We start from the raw sequence: 14,525 nt of genomic DNA, 5'->3' as shown, positions 1-14,525 counted from the left end.
GCGGCCGCCCGGGCTGGGCCATTCCTCACGGAACGAGGCCATTATAATCCGGCGCGCTAATACAAGGGTGGGCAAAGCGAAGCGTGCCCACCGCTTTTGTCGGATCGCGGAGAGACGGCGGGCACGGCGCGTTGCGCCTTTGCCCACCCTACGGCAATACGAAGATCACCTGCGCCCGAACAGCTTCTCCACATCCGCGAGCTTCAGCTCGACATAAGTCGGGCGGCCGTGATTGCACTGGCCGGAGTTCGGCGTCTCCTCCATCTCGCGGAGCAGCGCGTTCATCTCCTCCGGCCGCAGTCTGCGGCCGGCGCGCACGGAGCCATGGCAGGCCATGGTGGCGGCGACGTGCATCAGGCGGCGCTCCAGCGGCAGCGCCTCGTCCCATTCGGCCATGTGCTCGGAAAGATCGCGGAGCAGGCCGCCCGCATTGGTCTTGCCGAGCAGCGACGGCGTCTCGCGCACCGCCACCGCGCCGGGACCGAAGGATTCGATCGCAAGACCGAACGATCCCAGCTCCTCGGTGCGTTCAAGCAGCCGCTCCACTGTGGCCTCGTCCATCTCGACGATCTCGGGGATCAACAAGATCTGCCGCTGCACACCGTTTGCGGCCAGCGAGGCCTTCAGCCGCTCATAGACGATGCGTTCATGCGCGGCATGCTGATCGACGATGATGAGGCCATCGCGGGTTTGCGAGACAATGTAGGTCTCATGGAGCTGCGTGCGCGCCGCACCGAGTGGGCGATCGACCAGATCGCTGACAGGCTGTGTCTCGATCCGCACATCCGCGCTCGGCGCGCCGACATCGAACGCGGCTTGCGCCCGCTCCGCGAAGGCGGGTGCTGTAGACCCTTCGAACGATGGCAATGGCCCGACCGGAGCGGATGGCGATTGCCGCCAGTCCCAGCTTGCGGGACGCGGGGTGAAGGCAGGCCGGAACGAGGACAATGCGCTTTCGCCGCCATTGGCCGCGGTGCGCCGTCCCTCGCGCGCGAGCCCTTCCTTCAATCCGTGCACGATCAGCGCGCGCACCAGGCCCGCATTGCGGAAGCGCACCTCGGTCTTGGCGGGATGCACGTTGGCGTCGACCTCGCGCGGGTCAAGCGTGACGAACAGCGCCACCACCGGATGGCGGTCGCGTGGCAGATAATCGGAATAGGCCGCGCGCACTGCGCCGAGGATCAGCTTGTCGCGCACCGGGCGGCCGTTCACGAAGAGATATTGCCCGAGCGCATTGGCCTTGGTCAGCGCCGGTGCGGCGGCATAGCCGGCGATGACGACGGCATCGCGCTCGGCATGGATCTCGATGGCATGGCTGCGGAAGTCCGCGCCGAGGATATCGCCAAGCCGCGTCAGGCGTCCGGCGGCGCCGGGCAGCGCTGCGGCCCAGGTCACCGGCGCGCGCTCCTCGCCAGCCAGTGTGAAGGCGATGTCGGGCCGCGCCATGGCGAGGCGCCGCACCACCTCGCGGATCGCCTCGGCCTCTGTCCGGTCGGTCTTGAGGAATTTCAGCCGCGCCGGTGTGGCGTAGAAGAGGTCGTTGACCTCGACGCGCGTGCCATGCGCCAGCGCCGCCGGCATGATCTCGGACTTGTCGCCGCCTTCGACCGACAACGCCCAGGCGTGCGGCTCGCTCGCGTGCCGCGTGGTGATCGACAGCCGCGCGACCGAGCCGATCGAGGGCAGCGCCTCGCCGCGGAACCCGAGCGTACGAATCTGGAGCAAATCCTCATCGTCGAGCTTGGAGGTGGCGTGGCGCTCGACCGCGAGCGCAAGGTCGTTCGCGGTCATGCCGCCGCCGTCATCGGTGATGCCGATCCGGCGACGCCCGCCGCCATCCGTGAAGACGTCGATCCGGCTCGCGCCGGCATCGATCGCGTTCTCGACCAGTTCCTTGACCACGCTCGCGGGACGTTCGACCACCTCGCCGGCGGCGATGCGGTTGACGACCTGCTCTGGAAGCTGGCGGACGGGCATGGAGAGACTCAAGGCTGCGTCGAGGCGGCCAATTTAGTCGCTTGAGGCGGCAATTGCATGAGGCAAGTCCGAACTACCCACATGGCAGACCACGCCGTGGAAGAGACACTCTCAGTCATCGAAACCACGCCCGCCGCCGCGTCCGGCCTTGATGTCGCTACGGCGCTTCTTGCCCTCGAGCCGGCGCTGCTTGGAGCCAAAGGTCGGCTTTGTCGCCCGCCGCGGTTTCGGCCGCACCATGGCCTCACGCAGGATCTCGAGGAGGCGGTCGATGGCGTCCTGCCGGTTGCGCTCCTGGGTGCGGAATCGCTGCGCCTGGATCACGATGACGCCGTCCTTGGTCATGCGCTGGCCGGCGAGACGGGCAAGGCGCAAGCTGGCATCCTCCGGCAAGGTCAGCTTGCTCGTGTCGAAGCGCAACTGCGCCGCGGTCGCGACCTTGTTGACGTTCTGGCCCCCGGGGCCAGAAGCGCGAACAAAGCCGATCTCGATATCGTCCTCGTCAATGACGAGATCGCGGGATATCCGCAGCATGATGGCACCATTCGTGATGCCCGGACATATCCCGGACGCCCCCGTTCGGCAATGGCGCGTCTCATCGAACGCAAATGGCCGGGCGAACCCGGCCATTCAGGTGCTTAAAGAAATCAGTTCAACGTCTAGTTCGATTTGGGCGTCGCTGCCGCCGGTTGTGCGGCGGCTTGCGGCGCGCGGCCGACGATCACGGTCAGGAGTCCCTGGCCCCAGAGCCGCTTGGCGGCGGCCTTGGCGTCGTCCAGCGTCACCGCGTCGACGATGCCGTTGCGCTTCTCGATATAGTCGATCGGCAGCTTGTCCTGCTGATATTGCAGCAGCGCCTGCGCGAGCTTGGAAGAGGTGTCGAGCGCCAGCATCTGCGAACCCTTGAGGTAGGACTTGGCCTCGTCGAGCTCGTTTTGTGTCGGGCCCTCGTCGGCGATCCGGCGCACTTCCTTTTCGATCGCATCCATGGTGTCGCCGGCGCGATCGGCACGTGTGCCGGTGTTACCAATGAAGACCGCCGAGTGCTCCATCCAGAGCAGCGATTCGAACACCGAATAGGCGAGGCCGCGCTTCTCGCGGACTTCACGATAGAGCCGCGAGGACAATCCGCCGCCACCGAGGATATGGTTGACGACATAGGCCGCCATGAAGTTCGGATCGCTGCGCTTCACGCCGGGGCCGCCGAAGGTGATCACGGTTTGCGGCACGTCGAGCGGTACGAAGGCGCGTTCCGGCGGCTTTGCAGCCTCAATGTCGGGGACCGCCGTGAGAGTGGCTTTGGCAGGCAAGCTGCCAAACGTGTGGTCGAGCAGCTTGCCGAGCGTGTCCGCATCGACGTCGCCGACCACCGCGATCTTCAAGGTATCCTTGGCAAGCACGCGGCCGACATAATCCTTCATGTCGGCGACCGTGATAGTCGGCACGCTCTCCAGCGTGCCTGTGGTCTGCCGCCCGTAAGGGTGATCGCCGAACGCCATCTCCAGGAATTTGCGGCTTGCGAGCGAGGTCGGATTGGTGGTCTCGCGGCGCAGGCCCGAGATGACCTGCGAACGGATGCGCTCGACATCGGCCGTCTCGAAATGCGGCGAGGTCAATGCCGAGCGCAACAGGTCGAAAGCCTCGTCCTTGTTGTCGCGCAGCATGCGCAGGCTGCCGCGGAAGGTGTCGCGGGTGGCGCTGAAGGAGAGCTCGATGGCGCGGCGGTCGAGCCGCTCATGGAACGTCTTGGAATCGAGATCGCCGGAGCCTTCGTCGAGGAGGTCGCCGACGAGATTGGCGACGCCGGACTTATCCTTGGGGTCCTGGGTGGAGCCGCCGGCAAAGGAATATTCCATAGCGATCAATGGCACGGTAGCGTCCTGCACGAACCAGGCCTCGATGCCGCCGGGCGAGACCAGGTGTTGGATCTTTGCGGCGGCCTGCGACGGCGAGACCGCTGCCAATGCGAGCGCTGCACCGATGACGAAGGACAGCGCGAAGCGACTTTTGGGTAGGAAGAGTCCTGCGGGACCGAAGGAATGGTTCACGAACGCTTCTCCTCGCGCTTGGCAGGTGTGGTGTCCTTGATCAGATAGCCGGTGACCGAGCGCTTCTTCTCAAGCCATTTTTGCGCCGCGGCGCGGACCTGTTCGCCGGTGACGGCGCGGATGCGCTCCGGCCAGCTTCGGATGTCCTCGATCGAGAGGCCCGTGGACAGTGCGCCGCCATACCAGCGCGCCAGCACTGCCTGGTTATCCTGGGCGTAGATCGCCTCCGCGATGAGCTGTGTCTTGACCCGCTCGAGATCCTCGGCGCGGATCGGGTTCTGCACGATGTCGGCGATGACGCCGTCGATGACCTGCTCGACTTCCGCGAAGCTGACGCCGGCTCTCGGCGAGGCCGAGACCGCAAACTGGGTTGGATCGAGCGAGGTGCTCGAATAGCTGGCGTTGGCGGAGACCGCGAGCGGCTTGTCGACGACGAGGGCGCGGTAAAGGTAGGAATTGTTGCCGCTGCCCATCAATTGCGCGAGCACGTCGAGGGCTGCGCTTTCACCGGCTGCCGCAGTCGTCGCCGAGGGCACCAGGTAATAGCGCCGCAGGCCGGGCTGCTCGACGCGCGGGTCGGACAGGGTGACGGTGCGCGGCGCGGCCGGCTCCGGCTCCTGCGGGCGGATGCGCTGTGCGGGGATCGCGGGCTGGGACGGGATCGGACCGAAATTGCGGTCGACCAGCGGGCGCACGTCGGCGGCCTCGACGTCGCCGGCGATCACCAGGATGGCGTTGTTCGGCGCGTAGAAGCGGCGGTAGAAGGCGAGCGCGTCCTCGCGATTGAGCTTCTCGATCTCCTGGTGCCAGCCGATCACCGGTCGGCCATAGGGATGATTAAGATAGAGCGCAGCCATGATCTGTTCGTTGAGGCGCGCGTCTGGGCTGTTGGCGACACGCATGTTGTACTCTTCGAGCACGACGTCGCGTTCGGGCAGCACGTTCTCGTCCTTGAGGATGAGGCCGGTCATGCGGTCGGCCTCGAACTCCATCATCTTCGGCAATTGCTCGCGCGGCACGCGCTGATAGTAATTGGTGTAGTCGACCGATGTCGAGGCGTTCTCGTTGCCGCCGACGCGGAGCACGGTCTGGGAGAATTCGCCGACCGGATGCTTCTCGGTGCCCTTGAACATCAGATGTTCAAGGAAGTGTGCGAGGCCGGACTTGCCCGGCGTCTCGTCGGCCGAGCCGACCTTGTACCAGATCATCTCAGTAACTACGGGCGTGCGATGGTCCGGGATCACCACGACCTGAAGGCCGTTGCTGAGCGTAAAGCTGGCGGGCGGAGCCGAAGTCACCGTGGTCTGGGCGAGAGCGGCGCCGGCGGCGAGAATACTCGTCGAAAGCAGCGCGGCAAGAAGGCAGGCAGCCGATCGGTAAGAGGACATCATGATCCTTGTGAAATCCGGACCCAGATGTCCGGCGTGAAAGCGCGGCATGCTACTCTGGGCCGCCGTAAGCTTCGGGTCACGAAGCAGAGAACGCGATCAAGTTGAACTTAAGAATAGTTCATCTGCCGCCTCCGACCTACACCGGACAATTGCGGCAGGTCAGCCGTCCGATCGCCTGAGCGTGAGAAGCTTATTGCTCCTCCTCCTTGCCGGACATGATGCCGCAAACGTCCTTCGCGACTGTCCAGGCCAGTTCCATAAGATAGTTCGGCGATGGCGTCTGATATCCCGCCGGCGGCTGGACCCGCGACTGGCGCGGCGACTCCGTCTGAAGTGCTTGCACTCAGAACCGTTGCCGCCCTTCATTATGTTTCACAGGCCACCCGTGAAACCGAGTTGGGCAGCGCTGAACGACGGACGTCTCGCAAAGCATAATTCCACCTCCGGCCCGTATCGGACGGGATCAGGGCGCTTTTGCGGCGGGTACCCCCAGGAAGGAGTCATACAACAGCGCCGCCACCCCGGCAACGATGGCCGCGTCCGCCAGGTTGAAGACGTACCAATTGAAGGTATTTCCGCCGATCTCGATATGAAACAGGGCGAAGTCGACCACCGCGCCATAGGCCAGGCGGTCGATGCCATTGCCGATGGCGCCGCCGATGATCAGCCCCAGTGCGATCGTTGCGAGCCGGGTCTGCGAGCGGGCCATCCAGATCGCCAGCGCGACCACTGCCAAGGCCTTCACCGCCATCAACGCGAGCTGTGCCGCCTGGCTGTCGTTCTGGAGCCAGCCGAAGCTGATCCCGATGTTCCAGGCCAGCACGAGGTCGAAGAACGGCGTCACCCGCACCGCGCCATGACGGGCGATATCGAGCACGTTCAGCAACCAGAGCTTTGAGGCCTGGTCGAGGGCGACCGTGACGACGGCCGAGATAATGCCGGCGCGGAGGGGGGGCATGCTGCGACTCAGGTCCCCAGCCCCAGCGCCTTCCATTCGCGCAGCGCCCTGGCGTCGCGCGGGGTGACGTCCGGGTATTCGGGGTCCTCGCCGACCGTCGGCGAAATCCTCCAGGAGCGCGCGCACTTGGTGCCGACCGCCTTCTCGACCACGACCGCGACACCCGGCACGGCATCAAGACGGAATGCATTCGCGGGCGCCTCGCCCTCGCGCACCTCGTAGTTCGAGGTGATGCAGACCTCGGCCAGATCGATGTCGAACAGCGTCGCCAGCACATCGCGATCGGCGATATAGATCACCGGCGAGGCTTCGAGCGACGAACCAATGTTCTTGGCGGCGCGCTCGAGCTCGAGAGCTCCGGTGACGACGCGGCGAACGTCGCGAATGGTCTCCCATTTTGCCGCGAGCTTGTCGTCGCGGAGCTTTTCGAGATCCTGCGGAAACTGCGTCAGATGCACCGAGGGCTCGGCATCAGGCCGATACATCCGCCAAGCCTCCTCCGCGGTGAAGCTCAGGAACGGGGCCAGCCATTTCAGGATCGCGTTGCAGAGCAGGTCGATCGTGGTCAGCGCCGCTTTGCGCGTGAGCGACGATGGCGGATCGCAATACAGCGTGTCCTTGCGGATGTCGAAATAGAACGCCGACAGCTCGCTGTTCAGGAATGCCGACAGGGTCGCCACGACGCTCTTGAAGTCGAACGTCTCGTACGCCTTGCGGATGATTTCGGCGCGGACCGCGAGCTCGTGCAGCATCAGCCGCTCGAGCTCGGGCATCTCGGCGGGCGCGACCGCCTCGGTCGGCTTGTAGTGATGCAACGTGCCGAGCATCCAGCGCACGGTGTTTCGCAGCTTGCGATAGGTCTCGACCGTGTTCTTCAGGATCTCGGGGCCGATGCGCTGGTCGTCGGTGTAGTCGCAGGACGCGACCCAGAGCCTCAGAATATCGGCGCCGGATTCCTTGATGACGGACTGCGGCTCGATGGTGTTGCCGAGCGACTTCGACATCTTGCGGCCGTCCTCGGCCTGGGTGAAGCCGTGGGTCAGCACGACGTCGTAGGGCGCACGTCCGCGTGTGCCGCAGCTCTCCAGCAGCGAAGAGTGGAACCAGCCGCGATGCTGGTCCGAGCCTTCGAGGTACATCACGGTATCGGTGCCGCCATCGACCTTGCGCTTGATGCCGGCGAGGCCCGGGAATTGAACGGGATCTTCGAGCACGAAGGCGTGCGTCGAGCCGGAATCGAACCAGACGTCGAGGATGTCGTCGACCTTCTGCCAGTCCTCGTTGGCACGCGAACCGAGGAAGCGCTCGCGTGCGCCCAGCGCGTACCAGGCGTCGGCGCCTTCTTTCGCGAAGGCATCGCCGATGCGGGTGTTGACGGCTTCGTCCTGGAGGATTTCGGCCGAGCCGTCGCCCTTCTCGCGTACGAAGACCGCGATCGGCACGCCCCAGGCGCGCTGGCGCGAGATCACCCAGTCGGGGCGCGATTCGATCATGCCGTTGATGCGGTTCTCGCCGGATGGCGGCACCCATTGCGTCACCGAGATGGCGTGCAGCGCGCGGGCGCGCAGCGTGTCGCCGCTCTTCGCCTCGCGGTTGGCTGCGATATCCATAGTCCTGGGCTTGCCCGGGGCGTCCACAATGGGTTTGTCCATCGCGATGAACCATTGCGGCGTATTGCGGAAGATCACGGGCTTCTTGGAGCGCCAGGAGTGCGGGTATTGATGCTTGAGCCGGCCGCGCGCGAGCAGCATGCCTCTTTCGACGAGCGCCTTGATCACGGCCTCGTTGGCTTCGCCCTTCTCGCCCTTGTCGTTGATGACGCGCTTGCCGACGAAGCCAGGCGCATGATCGGTATAGGCGCCATTCTCGTCGACCGTGTAGGGGATGGCCGTGTTGATGCCGCGCGCATCGAGCTCGCGCGCATGCGCCGTCCAGACGTCGAAGTCCTCGCGGCCATGGCCGGGCGCAGTGTGCACGAAGCCGGTGCCGGTGTCGTCGGTGACGTGGTCGCCTGGCAGGAGCGGCACGACGAACTCGTAGCCTCCATCCAGGCCCTCGAGGGGATGGGCGCATTCGATCGCGTCCATGGTGTCGCCGGGGATGTCGCGAACTTTCTCGAACGCCGTTACGCGCGCCTGCTGGAAAACCTCTGCGGCGAGCGCATCGGCGAGGATCAGGAGATCGCCTGTCTTGGCCCAATTGTCGGCCGGCGCATCTGTCACCTTATAGAGGCCGTAGCCGATCTTGGGCGAGAACGAGATGGCGCGGTTGCCGGGCAGCGTCCAGGGCGTGGTGGTCCAGATCACGACGCTTGCGGAGGCGAGCGCGCCATGGGCAGGCGACGTGACCGGAAACTTCACCCATACCATATCGGAGGTGTAGTCCTCGTATTCGACCTCGGCTTCGGCCAGCGCGGTCTTCTCGACCACGCTCCACATCACCGGCTTGGAGCCACGATAGAGCGTGCCGTTGGCGGCGAACTTCATCAGCTCGCGCGCGATCTGCGCCTCGGCCGGATAGTTCATGGTGGCGTAGGGATGGTCCCAGTCGCCGATCACGCCGAGGCGCTTGAACTCCTCGCGCTGCACGTTGAGCCAGTGCGTGGCATAGGCGCGGCATTCCTTGCGGAAATCGATCATCGCGGCGCTGTCGCGGAAGTCGGGCTTCTGCTTGCCTTTCTTGCGATAGTGCTCCTCCTCGACCTTCCACTCGATCGGAAGGCCATGGCAATCCCAGCCCGGAACGTAGTTGGAATCGAAGCCGAGCATCTGCTGGCTCTTGGTGACGAGATCCTTGAGGATCTTGTTCAGCGCCGTGCCGATGTGGATGTTGCCGTTGGCGTAGGGCGGCCCGTCATGCAGCACGAACTTGCCGCGGCCCTTCGCGCTCTCGCGCAGCTTCTCGTGCAGGCCGATCTCGTACCAGCGCTTGAGGATCTCGGGCTCGCGCTGCGGCAGGCCGGCGCGCATCGGGAATTCGGTCTGCGGCAGGAACAGGGTTTTGGAATAGTCTTTGGCGTCAGACTTTGGGGACTTTTGCGGCTTTTCGGACATGGGGCTGACTGGCTCGGAAGGGCGCGGGAAACAGATGGCGATGCGGAATCGCGGGTGAAACGACCAAATCCCGGTCTTGCGCCGAGCCGAAAGCTCAGGCGGAAGCCGGGCCGCTAATCCCTATGATGCGCCGCGCAAACATGGGCTCTCCATAGCAGCCGGGCGGCGGAAGCGCAAAGGGTGAGATACCGGCCGGGTGCAGTTGCGGTTTTCTACAAAGAGGCTAATTTATTGAAGCAAGGAGAGAATTTCATGAATGCCGCGCCGCTTGCCGAGGTTCTGGAAGAGCTGAAGGAGCTACGGAGACATGGAGGAGCCGATAACGAGGTGCTCTCCAAGGCCGAGCAGCGTCTGCGAGCGTTTTCGCTCGAGATGGTCTCTGCGGTGGGCGGTTCGGAACGTGAGGCACTGGTCCGGATGCTCGATATCAGCACGCTCGCGGCCCGCGTGTTCGGTGACGCGGAAAGAGCCGAAGCCTGGCTCACCCGGCCAAATACCTCTCTCTCGCGGCAAAGGCCACTCGATCTGGTGAGGGACGAGCTTGGCACCGCGGTCGTCCGCGAAATGCTTGAGCAGATCGATCACGGAATCTTTGCCTGAGCCCGCCAGATGGAGCTCTGGCGAATTTCGAACTACGTCGATCTTTCCGGAGTCGGCGGTCTGAGGGCTGGGGGCAGATGGCATTCGCAGGGGAGGCGGATCGTCTATCTCGCCGATCATCCGTCAAGCGCATTGCTGGAAATGCTGGTCCACATGGACCGCGATCTCATCCCGCCGACCTACCAATTGCTGCGTATCGCGATTCCCGACGATATTGTCGTTGAGATCGCCGGGCCGGAATGGCCACCGGATTGGCGGACCCAGATGATGGTCAGCCGTGAGGTCGGGGATCGATGGCTTGATCGCTCAACGAGTGCGCTCCTGCAGGTGCCCTCTGCCATAAGCGAGCGGGGGGCCAACTTTCTCCTGAACCCTGCACATCCGGAGGTCGCGCGCATCACGGTCGCGGAGGTGATCCAGGCGCCGTTCGATCCGCGGCTCATTGCCCGGTCCGATTGATCAATCGACCGTCCCGAGCCTCGGAAACGCATCCGGCGCGGCGGTCAGGATGGCGCGGGCGCGGGCGGAATCGTCGTCCATCTGGCGGATCAGGGCCTCCAGGCTGTCGAATTTCAGCTCCTCGCGGATGAAGCCGATGAAGGCGCAGTCGAGCGCCTGGCCGTAGAGGTCGCCTTTGAAGTCGAACAGGAAGATTTCCAGCAGCGGTGCGCCATTGTCAAAGGTCGGGCGGCGGCCGAAGCTTGCCACGCCATCCAGCCGCTCGGCGCCGTGGCCGACCCGCACCGCATAGATGCCGTGCTTTAGGCCGCAATTGGCATCGAGGCGGATGTTGGCGGTGGGATAGCCGAGATCGCGGCCGCGCTTCTCGCCGTGGATCACCTCGCCGGTGATGAACCAGGGGCCGCCGAGCATGGTGGTGGCTTCCTCGAGCTGGCCTTCCGCAAGCGCGATCCGGATGGCGCTGGAGGAAACCGGCCGCTCGTCGAAGTCGATATGCGGCTGCACGTCGACCTCGATGCCGAGCCGGGGGGCCTCGTTGACCAGGAGGCTCGGCGAGCCGACCCGGCCTTTGCCGAAATGGAAGTCGTAGCCGACCGCGATGCCGCTCACGCCGAGGCGCCCGATCAGGTCATGGTGAATGAAATCTTGCGCGGTGGTCCCGGCACGGGCCTTGTCGAAGGTCATGACGACGGCGCCGGCAAGTCCGGTGCCGGCCAGCAGGCGCAGCTTGGCCCGCTCGTCCGTGAGGCGGAATTGCGGGGTGTTCGGGCTGAAAAACCGGCGCGGATGCGGCTCGAAGGTCAACGCCAGCGCCGGGCGGCCTTGGGCCCGTCCCATCTCCAGGGCCGCCGCAATCACCGCCCGGTGGCCGAGATGGACGCCGTCGAAATTGCCCATGGCGACGACAGCGCCCCTGGGAATCGCGGAAACCGGCGTGATGTCGCGGATAACGGTAAAATGCTGGACCATCAGGGGAATTCTCGAACCGGCGGGACCGGCCGGGACGGTGGCTTGACCCGCCCGATGAAGTCAAGCGGGCGGATGCGACCGCTTGAACCCGATTTCAATTCTTCTGGAACGCCCCAGTTAACGCGCTGTTTAACGCCTTGGTGCTAGTTCTTGAGGCGTGGAACCGCGGGCTACGGCCCGGCAGGTCCATTCGTAATAAATCCTGGGTTTGCGTTGGGGGAGTCGAGATGGCGGTTGATTTGTCGATGTCGGTTCTGGTGGTTGACGATTACAGCACCATGATCCGTATCATCAGGAATCTCCTGAAGCAGCTTGGCTTCGAGAACATCGATGATGCCAGCGACGGTTCGGCAGCGCTGAACAAGATGCGCGGCAAGAAGTACGGGCTCGTGATCTCCGACTGGAACATGGAGCCGATGACGGGGTACGACCTGCTGCGCGAAGTGCGTGCGGATCCCAACCTCGCCACCACGCCCTTCATCATGATCACGGCGGAATCCAAGACCGAGAACGTGATCGCGGCCAAGAAGGCCGGCGTGAACAATTACATCGTCAAGCCGTTCAACGCAGCGACGCTGAAGACCAAGATCGAGGCGGTCTTCCCGGACATGGCGAGCGCGTAAGCGCGATCAAATCATTAGGTCAATCTGCAAGGCCCGGGGCGTGAGTCCCGGGCCTTCTGCATTGCTGCCTCGTTGCTCTGGAACGACAGAGGTCACCACTTCAGTTCGCGCATCAGCGCCTTCGGCGGATGGCCGAACAATTCCATGACCGATGCCGGGTCAAGCTGGTCGAGGCCCTCGAACTCCTCGGAATGGATACCGCGGGTGACGAACAGGCAGTCGATGCCGAATTCGCGCGCGCCGGTCAAGTCGGTGCGGACGGAATCGCCGATCGCCAGCACGCGTCGGCGGTCGATCTCGTGACCCTGGCGTTCGCCGGCGAGCGCCATCGCACGCTCGTAGATCGGCCGGTGCGGCTTGCCGTAGAAGATCACGTCGCCGCCGAGCTCGCGATAGAGCTCAGCGATCGCGCCGGCGCAATAGATCAGCCGGTCCCCGCGCTCCACCACGATGTCAGGATTGGCGCAGACCAGCGTCAGTCTGCGCTCGCGCGCCTGCAGCAACATGCCGCGATAGTCTTCCGCCGTCTCCGTCTCGTCGTCATAGAGACCGGTGCAGACGATGTAGTCGGCCTCTTCCAGCGGTGCGAGCACCGGGTCGAGACCACGATAGATCGAGTTGTCGCGCTCCGGGCCGAGCCAGAACATTTTCCGGCCAGGATGGTCGGCGACGTAGAGCCGCGTCAGGTCACCGGAGGAGACGATCGCGTCATAGGTCTCGTCGGCGACGCCGAGCTTGCGCAACTGCCGCTGCACGGAGTCGGCCGGGCGCGGCGCGTTGGTGATCAGGATCACCGTACCGCCGCGGCTGCGATAGGTGTGCAGCGCCTCGCAGGCCTCTGGAAAGGATTCCAGGCCGTTATGCACCACGCCCCAGATGTCGCTGAGCACGACGTCGACGCTACCCACGAGCTCGCGCAGGCTTTCGGCGAAATGCAGCGCGGTCATGATGCGCGCGGCCGATCAGACGCGGCGCGCGAGCGCCGCGTTGCCCGTGATGCGCGGTGGGGAAGACGCGGTAGAGCTCGCGCCCGAGGGTGTGCCGGAGCCATTGGGTCCCTGAGTGTCCTGCGCCTGGGTCGGCGAGGTCCCGCCGGTAGCAGATGCCCCCTCCGGCCGCAATGGCCGGGGCGGCGCGAACAGAAAGCCCTGGCCGAACCGGACGTCAAAGTCGAGCAGATCGACCACGGCGCGCTCGCCTTCGATCCGCTCCGCGATCAGGTCGATGCCGAAGCGACCGAGCAGGTCGGACAGATCTGACGGGTGAATGTCGGAGGTCGATGCCTGCTTCGGATCGAGCAGGAGGGAGGCCGGCACCTTGATGAAGCGCACGCCGCGATCGGCGAGCTCGCGCGGCTCGATGCGCAGGTCCGTGACGTGGTCCATCGAGAAGCGGAAGCCGCGCTGCGCGAGCGCGGCAAGGTTCTCGGTCTCGGCCGGACCAAGATTGCGGAAGGTCGACTGCTTGAACTCGAGCACCAGCGAGGGCGCCAATGCCCGGTTGGCTTCGAGGAAGTCCAGGCATTGCGCGAACGTGGTTGAGTTGCCGAGCGTGGAGGCCGCGACGTTGCAGAACACGCCGACATCCTTGTTGCGCACCATCAGGCGGCGCAGCACCTGCACACAGCGCAGCATCACCATGTTGTCGACGCGCCCGATCAGGCCGGAGGCTTCGGCGACGCTGATGAACTCCTCGGCGGCGATCAGCTGGTCGCGCTCGTCGCGCACCCGCGTCACCGCCTCGTAGAACCGCACCTTGCGCTGCGGCAGCGTCACCATCGGCTGGAGGAAGATGTCGATGCGGTTTTCGTCAATGGCATTGCGCAGCGTGGCCAGCATCTGGGTCGGGTTGCGTGCGCCGGCGGCCTGGATCATCGGTGTGGGCGCGGGCCGCGGCGCCGCCGGGAGCGGGGGCGGTGCAACCGGGCGTTCCTCGGGCATTGCGATCAGATCAACCGGCCCCTTCGGTTCCTGCTTTGCGGCCGCAGCCGGGGCAGGAGAAGTGGCAGGAGAGGGTGTCCCATCCGCCAGCAGATCCTCATGGACCGACACGGTGGCGGCGAGCTGCCTGACCAACCCGCTGAGCTCGTTGATCTCACCGACCACCGACTGGATGCGGTCGGAGTTGGTCGAATTGGACGAAGCGACGCGGCCTTCGACCGCCGCGAGCCGGCGGCCGAACTCGGCCACCTGGCGGGCGAGGTCGGCGGTGCCGCGCGACAGATCGGCGATCTGGCCGCCCACGTCGCTGCGGTCGCGCAGCCGCATCGACACCGCGTTGTAGAGGATCAGGAAGGTCAGCGCGGTCAGCGCCACGATCGCGGATTCGGTTCCGCTGATCCCGGCGACCGAGTAGAGCACGAGCCCGAGCGAGGCCGCGACCAGGACCATGCAGATGGGGATGAAGATCGTCGAGATGCGAATCATGCCGCGCGTTACGCCTCA

The 14,525-nt window shown here is 65.0% G+C and carries 12 protein-coding genes; 3 read left to right on the top strand and 9 right to left on the bottom strand.

What is annotated here, in order from left to right:
* Positions 1 to 165 precede the first annotated feature (165 nt).
* The 6 genes from mutL to ileS form a co-directional block, all read right to left on the bottom strand.
* Positions 166 to 1,977, bottom strand: a complete 1,812-nt coding sequence (mutL, locus tag AC0L2O_RS23440) for a DNA mismatch repair endonuclease MutL (protein WP_473371347.1) — start codon at positions 1,975 to 1,977, stop codon at positions 166 to 168.
* A 111-nt stretch (positions 1,978 to 2,088) separates the two neighbouring features.
* On the bottom strand, positions 2,089 to 2,511 hold the full coding sequence (gene arfB / locus AC0L2O_RS23435; protein ID WP_369720980.1) for an alternative ribosome rescue aminoacyl-tRNA hydrolase ArfB: 423 nt from the start codon (positions 2,509 to 2,511) through the stop codon (positions 2,089 to 2,091).
* A gap of 125 nt (positions 2,512 to 2,636) precedes the next feature.
* Complete coding sequence (locus tag AC0L2O_RS23430) at positions 2,637 to 3,971, bottom strand: M16 family metallopeptidase (RefSeq protein ID WP_473371356.1); 1,335 nt, start codon at positions 3,969 to 3,971, stop codon at positions 2,637 to 2,639.
* A 50-nt stretch (positions 3,972 to 4,021) separates the two neighbouring features.
* Positions 4,022 to 5,416 (bottom strand): M16 family metallopeptidase, encoded by a 1,395-nt coding sequence (locus AC0L2O_RS23425; protein WP_473371346.1) that lies wholly within the window; start codon positions 5,414 to 5,416, stop codon positions 4,022 to 4,024.
* Positions 5,417 to 5,879: 463 nt separating this feature from the next.
* The gene (gene lspA / locus AC0L2O_RS23420) at positions 5,880 to 6,374 is read right to left on the bottom strand and encodes a signal peptidase II (protein ID WP_473371345.1); all 495 of its coding nucleotides are present in this window, start codon (positions 6,372 to 6,374) and stop codon (positions 5,880 to 5,882) included.
* A gap of 8 nt (positions 6,375 to 6,382) precedes the next feature.
* A complete protein-coding gene (ileS, locus tag AC0L2O_RS23415) occupies positions 6,383 to 9,427 on the bottom strand; it encodes an isoleucine--tRNA ligase (protein ID WP_473371344.1) in 3,045 nt (1,014 codons plus the stop codon).
* 252 nt (positions 9,428 to 9,679) lie between these two features.
* On the opposite strand from ileS, the gene AC0L2O_RS23410 reads away from it, so the two are divergent.
* Both AC0L2O_RS23410 and AC0L2O_RS23405 read left to right on the top strand, forming a co-directional pair.
* Positions 9,680 to 10,027 carry an antitoxin Xre/MbcA/ParS toxin-binding domain-containing protein gene (locus tag AC0L2O_RS23410; RefSeq protein ID WP_369720982.1) on the top strand — a complete coding sequence of 116 codons (348 nt, stop codon included), beginning with the start codon at positions 9,680 to 9,682 and terminating at the stop codon, positions 10,025 to 10,027.
* 9 nt (positions 10,028 to 10,036) lie between these two features.
* Positions 10,037 to 10,486: an RES family NAD+ phosphorylase gene (locus AC0L2O_RS23405; protein WP_473371343.1), complete on the top strand. Its 450-nt coding sequence runs from the start codon at positions 10,037 to 10,039 to the stop codon at positions 10,484 to 10,486.
* Here AC0L2O_RS23405 and AC0L2O_RS23400 read toward each other — a convergent pair whose 3' ends face one another.
* Positions 10,487 to 11,458 carry a bifunctional riboflavin kinase/FAD synthetase gene (locus AC0L2O_RS23400; RefSeq protein ID WP_369720984.1) on the bottom strand — a complete coding sequence of 324 codons (972 nt, stop codon included), beginning with the start codon at positions 11,456 to 11,458 and terminating at the stop codon, positions 10,487 to 10,489.
* A 227-nt stretch (positions 11,459 to 11,685) separates the two neighbouring features.
* On the opposite strand from AC0L2O_RS23400, the gene AC0L2O_RS23395 reads away from it, so the two are divergent.
* A complete protein-coding gene (locus tag AC0L2O_RS23395; protein ID WP_007596883.1) occupies positions 11,686 to 12,081 on the top strand; it encodes a response regulator in 396 nt (131 codons plus the stop codon).
* A gap of 92 nt (positions 12,082 to 12,173) precedes the next feature.
* Here AC0L2O_RS23395 and AC0L2O_RS23390 read toward each other — a convergent pair whose 3' ends face one another.
* On the bottom strand, positions 12,174 to 13,028 hold the full coding sequence (locus AC0L2O_RS23390; protein ID WP_369720986.1) for a TIGR01459 family HAD-type hydrolase: 855 nt from the start codon (positions 13,026 to 13,028) through the stop codon (positions 12,174 to 12,176).
* Between the two features lie 15 nt (positions 13,029 to 13,043).
* Positions 13,044 to 14,507 carry an EAL domain-containing protein gene (locus AC0L2O_RS23385; protein WP_473371342.1) on the bottom strand — a complete coding sequence of 488 codons (1,464 nt, stop codon included), beginning with the start codon at positions 14,505 to 14,507 and terminating at the stop codon, positions 13,044 to 13,046.
* Between the last annotated feature and the right edge of the window lie 18 nt (positions 14,508 to 14,525).

It is taken from the genome of Bradyrhizobium sp. Kon10, assembly GCF_055807395.1.
Note: the sequence above shows the minus strand (reverse complement) of the source record. Positions and strands in the feature narration are given on the sequence as shown.

Bases quoted from the DNA above. Each gene is read 5' to 3' on its own strand.
- AC0L2O_RS23425 (WP_473371346.1), bottom strand. From the start codon at position 5,416: ATGATGTCCTCTTACCGATCGGCTGCCTGCCTTCTTGCCGCGCTGCTT.
- AC0L2O_RS23410 (WP_369720982.1), top strand. From the start codon at position 9,680: ATGAATGCCGCGCCGCTTGCCGAGGTTCTGGAAGAGCTGAAGGAGCTA.
- AC0L2O_RS23385 (WP_473371342.1), bottom strand. From the start codon at position 14,507: ATGATTCGCATCTCGACGATCTTCATCCCCATCTGCATGGTCCTGGTC.
- arfB (WP_369720980.1), bottom strand. From the start codon at position 2,511: ATGCTGCGGATATCCCGCGATCTCGTCATTGACGAGGACGATATCGAG.
- AC0L2O_RS23405 (WP_473371343.1), top strand. From the start codon at position 10,037: ATGGAGCTCTGGCGAATTTCGAACTACGTCGATCTTTCCGGAGTCGGC.
- AC0L2O_RS23400 (WP_369720984.1), bottom strand. From the start codon at position 11,458: ATGGTCCAGCATTTTACCGTTATCCGCGACATCACGCCGGTTTCCGCG.
- lspA (WP_473371345.1), bottom strand. From the start codon at position 6,374: ATGCCCCCCCTCCGCGCCGGCATTATCTCGGCCGTCGTCACGGTCGCC.
- AC0L2O_RS23390 (WP_369720986.1), bottom strand. From the start codon at position 13,028: ATGACCGCGCTGCATTTCGCCGAAAGCCTGCGCGAGCTCGTGGGTAGC.
- AC0L2O_RS23395 (WP_007596883.1), top strand. From the start codon at position 11,686: ATGGCGGTTGATTTGTCGATGTCGGTTCTGGTGGTTGACGATTACAGC.
- mutL (WP_473371347.1), bottom strand. From the start codon at position 1,977: ATGCCCGTCCGCCAGCTTCCAGAGCAGGTCGTCAACCGCATCGCCGCC.
- ileS (WP_473371344.1), bottom strand. From the start codon at position 9,427: ATGTCCGAAAAGCCGCAAAAGTCCCCAAAGTCTGACGCCAAAGACTAT.